The organism is Bifidobacterium sp. SO4 (genome assembly GCF_018555355.1).
Lineage (GTDB): Bacteria > Actinomycetota > Actinomycetes > Actinomycetales > Bifidobacteriaceae > Bifidobacterium > Bifidobacterium miconisargentati.
This window is the reverse complement of the sequence record NZ_JAFEJP010000001.1, coordinates 67,786-83,942: the sequence shown is the minus strand read 5'-3', so window position 1 is coordinate 83,942 and position 16,157 is coordinate 67,786. Positions and strand designations below refer to the sequence as shown.

The following is a 16,157-nucleotide window of genomic DNA, read 5'->3' as shown; positions in this document are numbered from 1 at the left end:
CGGCAACGACAGCCAATACGACGCCTACATGTACACCGAATACGGCATCGAGCGCTGACGCTCTCGCCTAGCCGGTATCCGGACAGAGAAGCAGGCGTGCCGCCGACGGTTCGACATGCTTCCCGCGCGTACCGCGTAGTCACGGGCGATTCCACAAACCCCGTAGTCGTCACCGGTCTTCGCCTCGTCGTAGATGTGTTTTTGATGGCGATATTCATATCCGTCGTTCGGATTGCCGCATGCTGTATGCAAATGAGGCGAGATGCCCGTCTGAACAGTCTCATCCTTGCGGGTAATCCTTCCGGATGAGCCGGTGCGCGATTCTGCGAACCGATTCGGAATGGTTCATCCCACAGCCCGATGGAGGGCCACACGACTGGCCCGTAGCCTCGGTGGTATGAACGCAACAACACAGCAATCCCAGCGAACCGTACCGGCGGCCCGTCCCACCGCCCCGGCAGTCCAGCCGGCGCAGTCTCAACTCCGGCAGCCACGTACGTGGACGCCGATACTCGAGGCGCATGATCTCGTGATGGACTACACCGCCGCAATGCTCAACACGCAGGCCGGTCGCGGGGTCACCGGAGTGGCATCCCCCACCTCCGCCGCAGCCATCCCGAATGCGCCATTCGGCCCGCACGCACTCGCCCTGAACCACGTGAACTTCGCATTGGGAGAAGGCGAGACGGTGGCCGTCATGGGCCCGTCCGGTTCCGGCAAATCGACGCTGCTCCACGCGCTCGCCGGCATCATTCGCCCGACTGCCGGAACCGTGATGTTCCGCGGCGCGAATCTCGGAACGATGAGCGATGCCGACCGCACCAGGCTGCGCCGCAGCGTCTTCGGCTTCGTGTTCCAGTCAGGTCAGCTTCTGCCCGAGCTGCCGGCCGTGGAGAACATCGCCCTGCCGATGATGCTTGGCGGTGTGCCATACCGCGACGCAACGGACGCGGCCATGCTCTGGCTCGAGCGCATGGGTCTCAAGACGCTGGCCACGCATCGGCCCGGCGAGATGAGCGGCGGCCAGATGCAGCGCATCGCCATCGCCAGGGCGCTCGCCGTGCGACCGGCCGTCGTCTTCGCCGACGAACCGACCGGCGCGCTCGACCAGACCACCGGTCGCGAGGTCATGGGCATCCTCATGGCCGCCGCGCGCGACAACGGTGCGGCCGTGGTCGTCGTCACCCATGACCCGAACGTGGCCGCCTTCTGCTCGCGCACCGTGACCATGCAGGACGGACGACTGGGGGAGGGCACACGATGAGCACGTTCGCACTCTGGCGGTTGTTCCATCGTTCCGGTCGGTCGAACACGTCCGGGCATACCTCGGTACTGGCGATCATCGCGTTCGCCGCGGCTACCGCCATCTTCCTCACGGTGCTTGGCGGCGTGCACGGGTTCATATGGCGAGCCTCCGCCGACCACACGCTCGGATGCCTGTTCGATGAAACCGTATGCAGGCCGGGCACGTTGGCCGTCTGGCAGCATCGGCTCACCAATCCCGCTGACCCGGCCTCCTACGCCTCCGGGTATGTGATGCTGGCCGGGTTCGCCTGCGTGCTGCTCGTCGTGCCGTTCGTGGCACTCGCTGGTTCCGCGGCGCGACTGGCTGCGTCCCGCCGTGATGCGCGTCTCGCCGCCCTGCGACTGGCCGGCGCCACCACAGGCCAGGTGGTCCGTCTCACCGCGCTCGATGCCGCCGGCCAGGCTTTGGTGGGCTCGCTCATCGGCATTCTCGGCTACTGCGCACTCATGCCGTTGATCATGCTGCTGCGTTTCCAGAATCAGGGATTCACGTTCGAACAGCTCTGGGTCGGAGTACCTGCTTTGGTCGTCACGGTTGCGGGCGTCGCTGTGCTGGCGCTGGTCTCTTCGCTGATTACGCTGCGTCGCGTGGCCATCACGCCGCTTGGCGTCATGAGTCGCGCGGCAGGTTCGCTGCCGTCCGCTTGGCGCGCGGTGGTCTTTGTCGCCGTGATGCTCGTCGCCGTGATCGTGTTCAAGAATCCGGCGATGCTGGCAGGCTTCGGCATGGGAGAGGCGATGATCTATGTTGTGGTGATCGGCTTCGTGCTGCTCTGCTTCGCGCTGTTCAATCTCATCGGTTCATGGGTGGTCACGGCCCGTGCCAAATCCAAGGGCCGCCATCCCAAGGACGCCGCGACCATGATCGCCATGCGCCGCATCCTCGATAACCCCAAACGCGCCTGGCGCAACGTCTCCGGCATCGCATTGGCCGTGTTCATCGCCGGTATCACGTCGATTTGCGGATTCCTTGGCTCGGCTGCGGTGGGCGGCAGCCCGAATGATCCATCGACGCTGTTCCTGCACGACATCGGCACCGGCGGACTGCTGACGTTGGTGTTCGCCGCCGTGCTCGCGGCCGTCAGCTCAGGCGTGATGCAGGCCGGCAGTGTCTACGATCAGGTGAACGAATACCGCATGCTCGTGCTCGAAGGCACGGATGCGAAGACCCTGAACCGCGCGAGATTCGTCGAAGTGCTCACACCGCTCAATATCGTGGTGATTGTGGCGGGTAGCTGTTCGATGCTGCTTATGGCGCCGCTGTTCGCCGTATCGATGACCGAGCCGGCCACGCTGCTCAGTTTCCTCGGCGGTCTCATGCTGTGCTATGCGCTGGTCGCGATCGGTGCATTCGCCTCCAATCGCGTGGCCGCCGGTCTCAATCTGGCTGATTACCGCGCCGATGACTGATTAAGGGTATTGGGTTATGGGCTTGTAGACCCGAGACCGTTCGAAGGATTGACTGATAAGCAAACCCCGGAACCGTAATGGTTCCGGGGTGATGGCGGAGGATACGAGACCCCAACCTTCAGGTCGGCTCCGCCTTACTGCCGCTTGGTGTTTGAGGGATTCGCGCGCTCGCCGTACCACCTCCGTTACCACGTCCACGGCGTGTCGTGACGGGGCTTCACGTCATGTGCGGGGCGGCTGCGATGGGGTGAGGATGCGCCATGTGCCGCGTTTGTCAGAGCCGATGCGTTCGATGAAACCGGCTTCCTGCATTGTGCGGAGAGTTCTCCACACGGTGGTATATGACACGCTTAGCGCATTTGCCGCCTGTCGATATGTAATCGATGGATTGTCGCGCAGCAACTCTAGAAGACGTTGCTCTCTGGTTACAGTTTCATTTACAGTTTCATTTACAGTTTCACTTGGGTCATTTACCTGTTCATCGGTCCCATTTACAGTCTCATTCGGGTCATGTTCGGTCTCATCGCGAGCCGTCGCGTCGTCCTTGGCGGTGTTGCCCTCCACCCAGCGCACGGGGACGAACGCCTCGAACACGTCGCCGTCGTCGAGCACGGGATCCTTGCCGGAGTAGGGCTTCGAGTATTTGTACAGGTTGCGCATGCCGCTGCCGAGTTCGTCGGCCAGACCGATGTTGCGGAAGAACTTCGCGATGAACGGGTTCTTGGACACCGGCTTGAAGCTCGTGATGGCGAGCTGGCCTTGGAAGATGGCCTTGGAGGCGTTCTCCGTGTGGACGCCGTCGCCCAGAATAAGGAACTTGGCCGGGTACGGGCTGACGAACTCGCGGTGGATCATCAGGTTCGAGACCAGTTCGCGGATGATGATGTCACGTGGGCTGACGGTCTGGGCTCCCTCCAGCATGAACCGGTCAGGTAGGTACCGTTTCGCGAACTCGGCGACCTGTGCCTGCGCCTCGATCAGGTTCGTGTCTACGATGAGCCGGTCGTCGTAGCGGTCCAGGTTCTCGCGGCGCACGATCACGTCGGTCTTGTAAGCGGGCGCGATGCGCGAGATGACCTCATCCTTGCCGAGCAGCATCACGGCGGCGAGGTTGAAGCCCTCCTCGCCGGTGTCGTAGTTCACGCCGTACAAGTCGGCGCTGCGCATCAGCTCCATGTCGTCCATCTCGGCCCACGGATGGCCGGGCGCCTTCAACGCGGCCAGTTTGCGCACGCGCGGCAGCAGATCGAATCGGAAATCGGACGGTTTCAAGTACCGGTATACGCGCTGTTCGCTGAAGTGGTTCTGCTTGCGGATGTGCATCTGCGCGATCTGCGTCTCGCTGGTGATGCGGCGGTCCACGTCGGCCACCCGGTCGTAGATCACGTGCTTGAAGCTGACGACGGCAGGGCCTGCGGGGACCCAGACGCGGATCACGAGCCTGCCGTCGTATTCGATGCGTTCGGTCTCGATGGCGGGCGCGACGTTGAACAGCTTGGGATTGCCGACCACGTTCACCAGATTGCGTTCGATGTCTGTGGCCTGCGGCCGATTGACGCCTTCGACGGTGCCGTCGTCGAGCACGCCGAGGTAGATCGATCCGCCGAACCGGTTGTTGAACGAGCATAACGTCTCGAACGTGTCCGCCTCGGGCTGGACGCCGCAACGCTTGAATTCGACCGAGATGTTCTCGCCGCGCTCAAGCACGGCGGCAAGTTCTGCAGCGTTCATGTCGTCTCCCCGAATCGTCCGTCCATTTAGTGTATCGCAGGGCGATTCGGCAGGATGCTGACGGATTTGTCTCCCGTCTTCCCGATTCCCACGCCAACGTGAGGCGGCCTGACAAATTCAATGCCGGTAGGAGAGGCGAAGAGAGACCTACGTCGGAATCCGGGATGCGACGTGGGGTGCATTGAGCACGTTGACGTTATGCGGCGAGTTTGGCCTTGTAGCCCTCGCCCCAGTCCCATAGGGCGTCGATGACGGTTTTGAGGCTGCGGCCGGTGTCGGTCAGCGAGTATTCGACGCGCGGCGGCACCTCGGGATAGACCTCGCGGTGCACCAGCCCGTCGGCCTCCATCTGACGCAGGTTCGAGGTGAGCACCTTCTGCGAGATGTGGCCGATCGAGCGGCGCAGCTCGCTGAAGCGCTTGGTGCCGTCCAACAGATCACGCACGATGAGGATCTTCCACTTATCGGAGATCAGCGTGAGCGTCGTCTCCACGGGACACGCCGGGAGCGTGTTGACATCGACCATGAACCGTCCTCCTCGAATCGTTGGAATCATCCAATGGTTCCCTTTGGGTAACTATGGCACTTCAGGGTGCCTTCTTCCATTACGGGAAGTACTCCAATATCGTACTGTTCCAACGGCGGGACCACAAGGCCCGTCGATGACAACGAAAGACAGCAACGGCAGACAACATCGAAAAGGAGCAATCATGACCAAGCGCATCGCAGTCGTCGCCGCCAACGGCAAGGCCGGACGCCTCATCACCAAGGAGGCCGTCGATCGCGGTCTCGACGTCACCGCCGTCGTGCGCAAGGAGAACCGCAGCGCGGCACCCAAGGCTATCCTGAAGGACATCCTCTCGCTCACGAAGGCCGACCTCGCCGGCTTCGACGTCGTCGTGGACGCCTTCGGCAACTGGAAGCCTTGGGCGCTGAAGCAGCACGTCGAAACCTCCCAGCATCTCGCCGACCTGCTCTCGGGCACCGACATCCGTCTCATCATCGTGGGCGGCGCCGGCAGCCTCTACGTGAACCCCGAACGCACGGTGCAGCTGCTCGATACGCCCGAATTCCCCGCCATCTTCAAGCCGCTCGCGAGCGCCCAGCGTGACGAACTCGCCGAGATCCGCAAGCGCGACGACGTCAGGTGGACGTTCGTCTCCCCCGCCGCCGACTTTCAGGCGGACGGCCCACGGACCGGCAAGTACGTGCTTGCCGGCGAGGAATTCACCACGAACGAGGCGACCGACAAAAGCGAGATCAGCTATGCCGACTACGCCATCGCCATCGTCGACGAGGCCGTCGCGGCACCGTCCGAGGCGCACGTCAACGAACGCATTTCCGTGCGCTGGTAACGGTCGGCCGTGCGACGCCGGTGCTCGAGCTGCCATCGCTGATGCGGTATCGGCAGGCCATCGGCATCGACTGTCTCAGAGCGGTTTTTCGGTGCTGATGTCGTTCAGGTAGTCGCGCAGGACGACCGCATGGTTAATCAGCGGGTCCTTGGCCGCATACAGGAGCGTGACGTTGCCGTGGGCTGTGATGATGTCGCGCAGCGCGCCGACCGCCTCCGCATTGGCATCCAGTTCCGCCCGGTATCGTTCGGCGAACTCCGCGAATCGATCCGGGTCGTGCCCGAACCACTTGCGCAACGTGGGCGACGGCGCGATCTCCTTCATCCACAGGTCGAGTGCGGCGCGCTCCCGGCTCATGCCGCGCGGCCACAGCCGATCCACCAGAATCCTGCAGCCGTCATCGGGTTCCGGCTCGTCATAGATACGTTTCACCATTATGCTCACGTCCACCATCATCGAACTGCAGGGCGGGCAAGTCAATCGATGCGGGACATTCGAAAACCGAAGTCGGGCAGGATGGTGCCGATGGAGAACAGCGCCGCGCCGCCGCCGAGGCTGACGCGGCCGCCGGCGACTGTGGCGTGGATGACGCCGCCGCGCGTCGACTCCTGATACGCGGTGAGCGCTGTTTTGCCGAGGCGTTTGCTCCAGTATGGCAGGATGTGGCAGTGGCCGGAGCCGCAGACCGGGTCCTCGGGGACGTTGAGCTTCGGCGCGAACGAGCGGGACACGCAGTCGAAGCCGCTGCCTGCATCGCCCGCGGCTGTGACGTTGGCCAGCAGGCCGGGCAGGTCCTTGACCAGCACCTGATCGGGATCGAGCCCGCGCACCGTGCGCTCGTCGGACATCACGCACAGCAGGTCACGGCCGAGCCACGCCTCAACCGGACGGGCGCCCAACGCCTGCTCCATCGCGTCGGTGACTGGGGTGGGCTTCAGGTCGAAGGCGGGGAAATCCATGGTGAACACATCGCCGGCCTGGTCGTCGTCATCACGCCCGTCGCCCCGCCGTCGGGTCACGGTCAGCACGCCGCTCATCGTGCGGAACCGCACCACGTCGGCGTCCGGTTCCACGAACCGCAGCACCACATACGCGGAGGCGAGCGTCGCGTGCCCGCACAGGTCGATTTCGCCGCCCGGCGTGAACCAGCGCAGACGCCATCCTTCCGGTTCGCGCACGATGAACGCGGTCTCGGAGAACCGGTTCTCCATCGCGATGTCCGCCATCAGTTCGTCAGAGGGCCATGATTCCGGCAGGCACACCGCCGCCGGATTGCCCCTGAACACCCTGTCCGTGAACGCATCCACCACATACTGTCTCATAGTTGCGCCCATCTCTCATTCCTTTCGTCGTCTACCGTCGTATGCCTGTCATCGTGAATGCGCGATCAGGCGGAAAGCCGCAGGTCCGTCACACGAACACTAGCTGGACGAGCATCATGTACACGATGGTTCCTCCGGCGACGGACGCCAGCATGCTGTGGCGCCACCGATGCAGCAGCACGATGACGAGGACCGCGATCGCCTCGGGCGCTCCATGGTATCCGGAGAGCGGCGACACGTCCTTGAGCGCGTACACCACCAGCAGACCGGTCATCGCATGCGGCAGAACCCTGCCGAGGTAGGTCACGGTTCTGGGTGGTCGGCGTGAATCGGGAAACAGCGTGAACGGCAGGAAGCGGGTGAGCATGGTGCCCAACGAGACCGCCGCTATGGTCACGACGGCCTGCCATGGGGTCATGGTCATCATCGAACCTCCCTGTTCCGGGCGCCGTGCGCGTCGTCCGCGTCTTCCAATCTCGTACGCAATATCAGGAACGCCGCCAGCATCAGCGCCATGGCCGGAATCATGAACCGGTCCGGGTCGAACAGTGCCAGACAGATCGCGGAGGCCGACAGCCCGACCAGCGCAGGCGCATGAGGCCGAGCCGAATCCACGAGATTCGCGACCACCGGGTGTGGGCGCGGAGCGCTGCCGTCGCCCTCCTTCCGGTTCCGGTCGTCATCCCACTGTTCGAGGAGAATCGACAGGAACAGGGCGGCGAGCACGAACTCGATGCCCTTGGTATCGAACGGAAGCACGCCGCCGGCCAGCCAACCCAACGCTATTCCACCGAACCAGTAGGAGCGGCAGAGGACGGAGACGAACACCATGAACCATCCCCGGTCGACCGATGCCGGAATATGAACGCTGGAATCGATGGCGAACGTCTCGTCAATCATCGTGAAGATCAGATACGGTTTTCTCCAGCCCAATCCACGAAATGTGTCCAGCATCGACAGGCCGTAGAACAGATGACGCGCGTTGACCATGATCGCCAACAGGAACGCGGACCACGGATCGAACGCGGACAACAGCAGATTTACGGTGACGAACTCCATCGACCCGGCGAAGATGACGTAGCCCATGGCCAGCGGGTACACGATCGGGAACCCCTTGGCATGCATGAGCAGTCCGTAGGATCCGCCGAAAAACAGGAAGCCGGCGGCGATCGGCAGCGTGGGCGGCAACGCGGCCCGGAACGCCGTACGCAACAACGCCATATCGGGGGATCCTTTCCTTCATTGATGTTCCCGTGCATGTGTCGAACGATCCAGCTGCGCTGGACGTATCCGATGGCGGCCATCGTATGACGGGCATATGCGATAAGTACAATCAAATCCGCTAATGAACACATAAGCAATGCTTATGCAACGTCTATGATGGGCAATCATGGACAACCGGTATCTCGCCTTGCGGCACATCGTCGAATACGGCAGCTTCTCCGCGGCCGCCGACGAACTGCGATGCAGCCAGTCGGCCGTCAGCCAGATGATCGCCTCGCTGGAGAAGGAACTCGACGTCACCCTGCTCAACCGGCAACGTGGTGGATGCACGCTCACCGAGGAGGGACGCCAGCTCTACCCGCTCATCGGACGCTACGTGGAGGACGGCCTGCGCATCCGAGAACGGACCGACGAGATTCTCGGCCTCGACACCGGCGTGATACGCATGGGCACCATCGCCAGCATCTCCGCACACTGGCTGCCCGGGCTCATCAGCGGATTCCAGCAACGCTATCCGAACGTGCGGTTCGTCCTGCATCAAGGCGACTACACCACAATCCAGGAATGGATCCACAACGGCACCATCGACTTCGGATTCATCAACCCCGCCGCCGCGCGAGACGTGCGGACCATCACCATCAAACGGGGCGCCATGCTCGCCGTCCTGCCGCAAGGCCATCCGCTCGCCGCACTCGATCGGGTGCCGTTGGCCGCGCTCGCCGAGGAACCCATGATTCTGCTGGAGGAGGGACATTATTCCGAGCCGTTGGAGGCATTCGCGTCGATTGGGCTCAAACCGAACGTGCGGTTGCGCATCCACGACGACTACTCAATCATGACCATGGTCGAAGCCGGGTTGGGGTTCAGCATCCTCGCCGAACTCATCCTCCACCGCACCAGCACCAACTACAGGCTCACCCTACGCCCCACCGATCCGCCCGTGGAACGCACCATCGCCATTGCCTACGCTGACCGCGACAGGCTCCCACTGGCGGCCAGACGATTCATCGAACACCTGCGAAGCAATATCGACGCATTGCCGTGAGCCTGCCTGGGGTGTTGCGTATGGGCTTGGGACGATATCGATTGATTTGCGCGGGTTCGAATCCGCGCAATCGCAGACGGCGAGAGGTCTGTACAGGCGTACAAGGCGCGGATAACGAAAAAGGGTTTTGGCAAAAGCCAAAACCCTGATGGCGGAGGATACGAGACCTGAACCTTCATCAGGCCGGCTCCGCCTTACTGCCGCTTGGGGTTTGTGGGGTTCGCGCGCGGGCCACCTTCATTACCACGTCCACGGCGTGTCGTGACGGGGCTTCACGGTGTTGTGGGGCGTGGAATGCGCGTGAACTCGCTGCGTCGATGGCTGTGTGGCGGCATCGCTTTCGCTGAATTCTACGCTGAATACACTGAATTCAGTTATTCAACACTGAATTCAGTGTAGACGTAGCGAATCGATAAGGCGATTCTGACTATTGTCCGTTTTGTCAGGAATTGGTAGCATGGTGACAAGGCAAGGAGGAATCATGACTGCTGTACTTGAAATGCCGCGCGCCGAGGGGACGACGATCCCGCGTGGCGATCGTGCGCTCGTCGGTTCGGACGGTGATGTGGTGGAGCTGAGCGCTGAAGCGTACGAGGCGGCGCTGAACGCGGCGTTCGGTGTGATGGGACGCCGCCGCATGGTCACGACGGGTGAGGCGGCGAAGCTGCTGAACTGCTCGGCGCGTACGGTGGCCCGCATCCTCGATTCCGGCAGGTTGCCGTTCACCCGCAATGGCACCACGGGCCGGCGCATGGTGGACGTGACCGATGTGATGGACTACCAGAGGCAAGAGCGTGAGCGGATGGAACAATCTTTGGCTTCGATGCGCCGCGCGGCTTCGGAGATGGGTCTGTACGACGAGGACGATGCCGCCTATGCCGCCGATTTCGACTGACGGGCCGGAGGCGATATCGTGGTGAAACCCGTCGTATTGCTTGACGCCAATATCTTTCCCGCTGTCTGGCTGCTCGACATCATGCTCACGCTGGACGAGGAGCAGGTGATCGACGCCGTATGGTCCGAGCACATTTTGGAGGAGACTCGTCGTGCTCTCGTTGAAAGACGTAACCGTACGCCGGAACAGGCTGATCGTCTGCTCTCGTTCATCACGCCGATGAATCACCCATTGCGTTTACGGCTGGGAACATCTTGAAGCGGCACTCGATCTGCCGGATCCGGATGACCGTCATGTGCTCGCCGCCGCTTTGGCCGCTGATGCCGATTACATCGTCACGTACAATCTCAGGGATTTCCCGCCGCGGAGTCTCGAACGATACGCGGTGGAGGCCGTGCACCCGGACGAGTTTCTGAGCATGATGCTCAAGCGCGATCAGGAGGGCGTCGTGAACGCGATGAACGCCGTTGTGTCCAGCAAGGATAATCCGCCGCGCACCATGGCCGAGGAATTGGCGCATCTGCGTAAACTGCGCCTGAGTGGATTCGCCGACGGCATGGGGCGGATTGCCTGCTCGGGGTGGTGATCTGTGCCCTTTTCGGGAGACCGACCTAGGAACCTAGGAAGTGGGGGTGAGTAAGGTCCCTGGGTTCGGATGCGAGCATGATGGCGGGAATGCCGGTGAGATGCGAAGTTCTGGTTGCGGTTTGACCCGTTGACCCTAGGCGAGGTCGCTGGTTCTTGTCGCCGGCCGCGTCGAGTTGTTTGTTTCTCGCCTTCCGATTTCCCGCACCAACGTGAGGCGGTCCGGCAAAGAAGCGGTCACGGGGGTGGGGAAGGTGCCCCACCCGTGCCACCGGGCGCCCCCCAGTGTCATAGCGCCGCTCTCTCCCCCGATTTTTCCCGCAACGTTGATTGCGGGGTTTTGGCTTCGTCAGGCATGGGCGTGAATCGCCGATTGTGCCGATGAGGCGAGTTCGTCGATGCGGGTGACGAATGTGCGGATCGCGGGGCTCGGGGCGATGGGGTAGAGCAGTCCGTAGTGCATGACGACCGGTTCGGGCCAGTCCACGGCCACGTTGACGAACTGCGGGTGGATGCCGTCCCACATGGGTTTGGAGATGAGCAGATCGCCGGATTCGGCGCAGTCGTTGAACGTGTCGAGATCGTAATGGTCGATGTCGATCAGATCGATGGCGGGGTGCCGTTCCAGGATGTCCCGGGCTGTGTCGTTGGCGCCGCGGTGGCGTTTGAGGATGCGGATGCGCGTGCCTTCGAGGTCGTCCAAGGCGAGTCGGGCCCGTTTCGCCAATGCGTGGCTGCGCGGAACCGCCACGCATAATGGTTCGGAGTCGAGGGCGAGGGTGCTGCACGTGTTGTCCCAGTAGCCGGCGTCGAAGGCCGTAGAAATCAGGTCGATATCCTCACCGAGATGGGCGATGATGTCGTTGATGGTTTCGGAGTCGTCGGGCATCGACACCAGTTCCAGACGAATGTCCGTGTGCTTGCCGGCGTCGCGTTGCCATAGGTCGAGGATACGTCGGCCGGGGCGCAGCATCGAGACGCCGAGACGCACGGAAGCTGAGCCTCCGGCTGCCCGCCGCTGCGCCCGGTGCAGAATCTCCTCGCACTGTCGCACAATCATCTGCGCGTCCTCGACGAATTCCCTGCCGGCCCTGGTCGGCGTGACGCCGCTGCGCGACCGGTCGAACAGCGTCAGACCGTATTCCTTCTCGAAGGTGGTGACCTGCTTGGCCACGGCCGGAGTGGAGATATGCAGCAGTCGCCCGGCCTTGGCGAAGCTGCCGGTCTGCGCGGCTGCGATCACCGCATCCAATCGTCTGTCGTACATCGCAACCCTTCCATAAACCATCGGTTCATACATCGTGAGCGATAAGCATCCATAAGCCGCTGTTTTGCGAGTGTTTCAAAGAATACCATAGCTACTGCAACAACCAAACGGAAACATATAAACCAATGGGATATAGGTGGGTATGACATCAATCAACGAATCCGCAACCTTCGGCCTCACATGCGAGGACGATGGAGCCGCACGCGAAACTCGACGAGTGTCGCATCGTGCGGCGCGCTACAGCGCCGGTTTGACCACGTTCGTCACGTCGCTGGCGTTCTTCCTGACCGGCATGGACGCCATGATCGTCAACGTGGCCCTGCCGACCATCACCGCCGACCTCGGCGGTGACATGGCCCTGCAGCAGTGGATGATCGACGGCTACACATTGTTGTTCGCCTCGCTGCTGCTGCTCGCCGGCAGCCTGTCCGACAAGTTCGGCGCCAAACGCATGTTCTTCTTCGGCACGGCGTTGTTCGGCGCGGCCTCGCTGCTGAGCACGTTCGCGTGGACCATGCTGATGCTCATCGTCGGCCGGTGTCTGATGGGCGTGGCCGCGGCGCTGATTCTGCCGGCCTCGATGGCTTTGATCAACGAAGCCAACCCCGACCCGCGCCGCCGTGCGTTCGCGCTTGGTCTGTGGGGCGCCGGTTCGGCGTCCGCATCCGCGTTCGGTCCGCTGTTCGGCGGGCTGCTCACGCCGATTCACTGGAGCCTGATCTTTGCGGTCAACGTGCCGTTCTGTGTGATCGTGCTCGCCCTCGCCCCGAAAGTCGCGCCGTCGCCCACCCGCACCATTACGTTCGACTGGCTCGGCCAGACGCTCGCGCTGATCGGCCTTGCCTCGCTGGTGACGGGCGTCATCGAGATCGGTTCCCGGGGCGTTTCCTCGCCGATGACGATCTCGCTGCTTGCCGCCGGTGCCACCGCTCTCGTGCTGTTCGTGCTTGCACAGGCCAAGGTCAAGCATCCGATGGTGCCGTTGAGCCTGTTCCGCAACGATGGCATGCGCATCTCGCTGGTTGTGGGATTCATCATGATCTTCAACTGGTTCGGCATGGTATTCATCTCCACCTTGTTCCTGCAAGGCGAGCAGGGCATGAGCCCATTCACTGCGGGACTGGTGTTCGTTCCTTCCGCGGTGGTGATGGTGCTCACCAACGTGTTCAGCGGGCAGGTCATCAATGCGATGGGCACCCGATTCGCCGTCTCCCTCGGTCTGATCGTCATGGCCATCGGCTTCCTCGCCGCGGTGCTGGTACCCGCGCCGATGCCCGCATGGGTGATCGCCGCGGCCCTGAGCGTCGTCGGCCTCGGCGGCGCGTTGGTCACGCCGGCCCTGTCCGGACTGGTATTGGTGAGTGTGGATCAGCGGCAGGCCGGCATCGCCAGCGCCGTGTTCAACACGTTCCGTCAGGTCGGCGGCGCGATCGGCGTGGCCGTGTTCGGCGTGGTCGCCACCTTCATGCCCTCGCTGGACGGTTCCCTGCGCGCCGTGTTCATCGCGGCCGCCGTACTGCTCGTCATTTCGTTCGCCTACGCCCGTCTGCGTTGGTGCGAACGATGATTCGCACAAAGGAAGCGGCGGCGATCGGCTCTTAGGGGATGGCCGATTCTCGCATGAGGCCCCACCGACCCCAAGAGCGTCGTATCGCCCGTATTACGCGGCTTGCTCTATACCTCGTTCATCGGCTTCGCGACGGGCGAGTTCAGCTGATGCCTTGTTGCTCCACAGGCCGTGCTTGCGACTGCGGATCAGCCTTAGCAGCGATGCCGGCATCGCCGTAAGATCGACCTCGTTCGTGTAGGTCGGCAGTTCGTCGAACATGGCCTCCGTATCGGCGGACGCATATGGGACGGACGTCCGCACATGGCCGTTGCCATCTTGCCACCTTGGCGCCTCCCCGGGTTGAGAACCGTTGCAATCATTGGGTTCTATGGAAGGTGGCACTAAGATCCACGTTTAGTTCCTATAACCCTAAATCTCCTGTAAGTGTGCAAGTAGCGCGAGAGCCGGCCCCCAAGATACTCGGGGCGTCCGGCTCTCACTTCCATTTCCCCAGCGGGGTTGGCTTACCTTGAAGTATACACGGCTTGACGGTGTCAGTCACCGTCGATGAGCACGGTTCGCACGCAGCTGAGGAAGCCGTCGTACCTTTCCGTGCCGGTTCGGGCATCGCCATAGGCTCCCAGCAGCTGGTCGGGAAGCCACAGCCTTGCGTCGGTTTCGCCCGCTTGGAGTTCGACGCGGATTGCGCTGATGAACCCGCGGCTGCGCAGGCCGTCGATGAATCGGATGTCGTTCCTGTCCTGTGAGGCTTCGCGGCGTTCGAGCACGAGTGTGTCCACGTCGTATTCTGTTTCCAACAGGGGGAGAAGGTGTTCCAAACATTTGCGTCTGGCTCGCTCGGCGGTATTCCAACGGTCCATAGGCACGGCGGCCACGATGACGTGATCAAGGTTCATGGCGTCGATCGCGTCGATGACTTTGCCGCGCAATGAAGGTCGCATGTCTCGCCAATGCAGTTTCTTCGCGCCTTTGGGCTTGAGCGAGGACAATCTTTGCCGGGTCAGGGTCTCCGCATCGTCGCACACGCATGCTCCCATCAGGTACATGGGTGAGGGAACGCCAGTTTTCCTAACGCTTTCATCTCCCCAAGCGGTTGCCATGTTTTACCTCTTCTGCGTGATGCGGACAATGGTTTGATGGTACTGGATAGTGACGCCGAGAGGCGTGGACATGGTACTGCGTTCCAACGGGACAGAGCGTAAACGCAGAAATGCCGGGGGATTCCCGGCTCATGGAAGTCTCGCATTGCTTTGGACCTGCGCATGAACCACGTTAGCGGAGTCCAAAGCTGCTCGGGTTTAATTGTGGAAAAAACAGGGGAAAGATCCTACCGCTATGCCTCGGGGCGCGCCCGAGGCATAGCGGTAGGATCTCTCCCCCTACTCGGGTCATCGGGCGTTGTCGGCGATGCGATTCTGTGCTTCGGTCTGTTCGTGGGGCGCCTGTATTAGTTGCCGAGAAAGTAGACTGGCACGTTTGTCCGCAGTGGACGTGGATGCAGTTGTGCCGGTGATGGGCGCGGTCATGGTGATGTCCTTCATACGGTGATTCCTTGCCTGTTGAGTTCGGTGGCGGTTTTTGTTGAGCCATAGGCCGGTGCCTTTCACCGTGCGGATGGCGAGCAGCTGGGCGGTGGACAATGCCGTCCAGTCGGGGATGTCGGCCCAGCCGGTGCGGGCTGTCGCATCGGTTCGGCAGGCGGCAGCAGTGGCGCAGATGACTTGCCATACCCCGCGTCTCCCGCGGAAGCGTCCGACGTGTCCGAGCCGTGCGGCGCTCGCCGACAATCGTTGCTTCATCGCGTGGAGGTCGCCGCGTGCGCGGGTCGGCAGTAGGCCGCGTTCCAACGGGTCGCCGATGGCGGTGTCCGCCTTGTCGGTGCGGATGATGGTGTGACCGGTCATCGGGAACGGGCTGGTGGTGAGCGTTGTGCGGGCGTCGGCGCACAGCAACAACGCGGCCAGCAACATCCGCAGTGCCGGCAGGTCGCCGTTCGTGGCGCTGAACGCGATGGAGGCCGGACGAATGTGCGTCGCGTAGGCGCACAGGGCCAGGCATCGTGCCGTGTGCTCGGCGTCGCGGGTGACTGTCAGACGATGCAGCTCGTAGGCCGTTTCGATTAGATAGCCAGCCGTCGCCTGAAGCACGTAGCTGGGTTCGTTCGAGTCGAAGCGTTCGTCCAACACGGCGATGGTGTCGGGGAAGACGACGTCGTTGTCGATGTCCCGCATCGTTCACTCCTCTCCCGCGAACCTGCGCACGCTGGTGAGGTTCACCAGATAGGTGTTGCCCACCTTGCGCGCCCGGATTTTGCCGGAGCGGATGAGCCCGTACACGGTCTTCGTGTCCGAGTAGCCGAGCATTTCCGCCACTTGAGCGGGTTTGGCGGTCAGTTGTACGTAGTCGTTTCACATATGGCTGTATAACCCTTTGCAGGTCGCACCGAGG

General features: G+C 62.4%; 19 protein-coding genes. 8 read left to right on the top strand and 11 right to left on the bottom strand.

Going from position 1 to position 16,157, the window contains the following annotated elements; all coding sequences use genetic code 11:
- Nucleotides 1-397 precede the first annotated feature (397 nt).
- Nucleotides 398-1,264 (top strand): ABC transporter ATP-binding protein, encoded by an 867-nt coding sequence (locus tag JS536_RS00395; protein WP_214355365.1) that lies wholly within the window; start codon nt 398-400, stop codon nt 1,262-1,264.
- Nucleotides 1,261-2,715: an FtsX-like permease family protein gene (locus JS536_RS00390; protein WP_214355364.1), complete on the top strand. Its 1,455-nt coding sequence runs from the start codon at nt 1,261-1,263 to the stop codon at nt 2,713-2,715. The genes JS536_RS00395 and JS536_RS00390 overlap by 4 nt, the downstream gene beginning before the upstream one ends.
- 222 nt (nt 2,716-2,937) lie before the next feature.
- Here JS536_RS00390 and JS536_RS00385 read toward each other — a convergent pair whose 3' ends face one another.
- Together JS536_RS00385 and JS536_RS00380 are read right to left on the bottom strand one after the other, a co-directional pair.
- Nucleotides 2,938-4,446, bottom strand: coding sequence for an RNA-binding domain-containing protein (locus JS536_RS00385; RefSeq protein WP_214355363.1), 1,509 nt, complete (start codon nt 4,444-4,446; stop codon nt 2,938-2,940).
- 196 nt (nt 4,447-4,642) lie between these two features.
- A complete protein-coding gene (locus tag JS536_RS00380) occupies nt 4,643-5,002 on the bottom strand; it encodes a helix-turn-helix domain-containing protein (RefSeq protein WP_276310815.1) in 360 nt (119 codons plus the stop codon).
- Between the two features lie 154 nt (nt 5,003-5,156).
- On the opposite strand from JS536_RS00380, the gene JS536_RS00375 reads away from it, so the two are divergent.
- Nucleotides 5,157-5,801, top strand: coding sequence for an NAD(P)H-binding protein (locus tag JS536_RS00375; RefSeq protein WP_214355361.1), 645 nt, complete (start codon nt 5,157-5,159; stop codon nt 5,799-5,801).
- A 75-nt stretch (nt 5,802-5,876) separates the two neighbouring features.
- Here the strand turns inward: JS536_RS00375 and JS536_RS00370 are convergent, their stop codons facing one another.
- The 4 genes from JS536_RS00370 to JS536_RS00355 form a co-directional block, all read right to left on the bottom strand.
- Nucleotides 5,877-6,245 carry a DUF488 family protein gene (locus JS536_RS00370; protein ID WP_214355360.1) on the bottom strand — a complete coding sequence of 123 codons (369 nt, stop codon included), beginning with the start codon at nt 6,243-6,245 and terminating at the stop codon, nt 5,877-5,879.
- Between the two features lie 32 nt (nt 6,246-6,277).
- Nucleotides 6,278-7,135 (bottom strand): PhzF family phenazine biosynthesis protein, encoded by an 858-nt coding sequence (locus JS536_RS00365; protein WP_214355359.1) that lies wholly within the window; start codon nt 7,133-7,135, stop codon nt 6,278-6,280.
- A 76-nt stretch (nt 7,136-7,211) separates the two neighbouring features.
- A complete protein-coding gene (locus JS536_RS00360) occupies nt 7,212-7,547 on the bottom strand; it encodes a branched-chain amino acid transporter permease (protein ID WP_214355497.1) in 336 nt (111 codons plus the stop codon).
- On the bottom strand, nt 7,547-8,344 hold the full coding sequence (locus JS536_RS00355; RefSeq protein WP_240544175.1) for an AzlC family ABC transporter permease: 798 nt from the start codon (nt 8,342-8,344) through the stop codon (nt 7,547-7,549). Before JS536_RS00355 ends, JS536_RS00360 begins: the two co-directional genes overlap by 1 nt.
- A 169-nt stretch (nt 8,345-8,513) precedes the next feature.
- Here JS536_RS00355 and JS536_RS00350 point away from each other — a divergent pair, with 169 nt between their 5' ends.
- From JS536_RS00350 to JS536_RS11715, 4 genes are all read left to right on the top strand, one after another.
- Complete coding sequence (locus JS536_RS00350; RefSeq protein WP_214355358.1) at nt 8,514-9,392, top strand: LysR family transcriptional regulator; 879 nt, start codon at nt 8,514-8,516, stop codon at nt 9,390-9,392.
- Between the two features lie 481 nt (nt 9,393-9,873).
- A complete protein-coding gene (locus JS536_RS00345; RefSeq protein ID WP_214355357.1) occupies nt 9,874-10,287 on the top strand; it encodes a helix-turn-helix domain-containing protein in 414 nt (137 codons plus the stop codon).
- Nucleotides 10,288-10,305: 18 nt separating this feature from the next.
- Nucleotides 10,306-10,545 carry a PIN domain-containing protein gene (locus tag JS536_RS11720; RefSeq protein ID WP_240544174.1) on the top strand — a complete coding sequence of 80 codons (240 nt, stop codon included), beginning with the start codon at nt 10,306-10,308 and terminating at the stop codon, nt 10,543-10,545.
- Between the two features lie 37 nt (nt 10,546-10,582).
- Nucleotides 10,583-10,873, top strand: a complete 291-nt coding sequence (locus JS536_RS11715; RefSeq protein ID WP_346427443.1) for a hypothetical protein — start codon at nt 10,583-10,585, stop codon at nt 10,871-10,873.
- A 348-nt stretch (nt 10,874-11,221) separates the two neighbouring features.
- Here JS536_RS11715 and JS536_RS00335 read toward each other — a convergent pair whose 3' ends face one another.
- Nucleotides 11,222-12,139 (bottom strand): LysR family transcriptional regulator, encoded by a 918-nt coding sequence (locus tag JS536_RS00335; protein ID WP_214355356.1) that lies wholly within the window; start codon nt 12,137-12,139, stop codon nt 11,222-11,224.
- Between the two features lie 142 nt (nt 12,140-12,281).
- Here JS536_RS00335 and JS536_RS00330 point away from each other — a divergent pair, with 142 nt between their 5' ends.
- On the top strand, nt 12,282-13,706 hold the full coding sequence (locus JS536_RS00330) for an MFS transporter (RefSeq protein ID WP_214355355.1): 1,425 nt from the start codon (nt 12,282-12,284) through the stop codon (nt 13,704-13,706).
- A 93-nt stretch (nt 13,707-13,799) separates the two neighbouring features.
- On the opposite strand, the gene JS536_RS00325 is transcribed toward JS536_RS00330, so the two are convergent.
- The 4 genes from JS536_RS00325 to JS536_RS00310 all read right to left on the bottom strand — a co-directional run bounded on the left by JS536_RS00325 (nt 13,800) and on the right by JS536_RS00310 (nt 16,081).
- Nucleotides 13,800-13,967 carry a hypothetical protein gene (locus JS536_RS00325; RefSeq protein WP_214355354.1) on the bottom strand — a complete coding sequence of 56 codons (168 nt, stop codon included), beginning with the start codon at nt 13,965-13,967 and terminating at the stop codon, nt 13,800-13,802.
- A 275-nt stretch (nt 13,968-14,242) separates the two neighbouring features.
- Nucleotides 14,243-14,734, bottom strand: coding sequence for a hypothetical protein (locus JS536_RS00320; RefSeq protein ID WP_346427442.1), 492 nt, complete (start codon nt 14,732-14,734; stop codon nt 14,243-14,245).
- A gap of 363 nt (nt 14,735-15,097) precedes the next feature.
- Nucleotides 15,098-15,940, bottom strand: a complete 843-nt coding sequence (locus tag JS536_RS00315) for a hypothetical protein (protein ID WP_214355353.1) — start codon at nt 15,938-15,940, stop codon at nt 15,098-15,100.
- A 3-nt stretch (nt 15,941-15,943) separates the two neighbouring features.
- Nucleotides 15,944-16,081, bottom strand: a complete 138-nt coding sequence (locus tag JS536_RS00310) for a helix-turn-helix domain-containing protein (protein WP_346427441.1) — start codon at nt 16,079-16,081, stop codon at nt 15,944-15,946.
- Between the last annotated feature and the right edge of the window lie 76 nt (nt 16,082-16,157).

What these genes read in the sequence shown, in the direction of transcription:
- JS536_RS00395 (WP_214355365.1), top strand. Translation starts at nt 398, where the DNA reads ATGAACGCAACAACACAGCAATCCCAGCGAACCGTACCGGCGGCCCGT.
- JS536_RS00390 (WP_214355364.1), top strand. Translation starts at nt 1,261, where the DNA reads ATGAGCACGTTCGCACTCTGGCGGTTGTTCCATCGTTCCGGTCGGTCG.
- JS536_RS00385 (WP_214355363.1), bottom strand. Translation starts at nt 4,446, where the DNA reads ATGAACGCTGCAGAACTTGCCGCCGTGCTTGAGCGCGGCGAGAACATC.
- JS536_RS00380 (WP_276310815.1), bottom strand. Translation starts at nt 5,002, where the DNA reads ATGATTCCAACGATTCGAGGAGGACGGTTCATGGTCGATGTCAACACG.
- JS536_RS00375 (WP_214355361.1), top strand. Translation starts at nt 5,157, where the DNA reads ATGACCAAGCGCATCGCAGTCGTCGCCGCCAACGGCAAGGCCGGACGC.
- JS536_RS00365 (WP_214355359.1), bottom strand. Translation starts at nt 7,135, where the DNA reads ATGGGCGCAACTATGAGACAGTATGTGGTGGATGCGTTCACGGACAGG.
- JS536_RS00360 (WP_214355497.1), bottom strand. Translation starts at nt 7,547, where the DNA reads ATGACCATGACCCCATGGCAGGCCGTCGTGACCATAGCGGCGGTCTCG.
- JS536_RS00355 (WP_240544175.1), bottom strand. Translation starts at nt 8,344, where the DNA reads ATGGCGTTGTTGCGTACGGCGTTCCGGGCCGCGTTGCCGCCCACGCTG.
- JS536_RS00350 (WP_214355358.1), top strand. Translation starts at nt 8,514, where the DNA reads ATGGACAACCGGTATCTCGCCTTGCGGCACATCGTCGAATACGGCAGC.
- JS536_RS00345 (WP_214355357.1), top strand. Translation starts at nt 9,874, where the DNA reads ATGACTGCTGTACTTGAAATGCCGCGCGCCGAGGGGACGACGATCCCG.
- JS536_RS00335 (WP_214355356.1), bottom strand. Translation starts at nt 12,139, where the DNA reads ATGTACGACAGACGATTGGATGCGGTGATCGCAGCCGCGCAGACCGGC.
- JS536_RS00330 (WP_214355355.1), top strand. Translation starts at nt 12,282, where the DNA reads ATGACATCAATCAACGAATCCGCAACCTTCGGCCTCACATGCGAGGAC.
- JS536_RS00325 (WP_214355354.1), bottom strand. Translation starts at nt 13,967, where the DNA reads ATGTTCGACGAACTGCCGACCTACACGAACGAGGTCGATCTTACGGCG.
- JS536_RS00315 (WP_214355353.1), bottom strand. Translation starts at nt 15,940, where the DNA reads ATGCGGGACATCGACAACGACGTCGTCTTCCCCGACACCATCGCCGTG.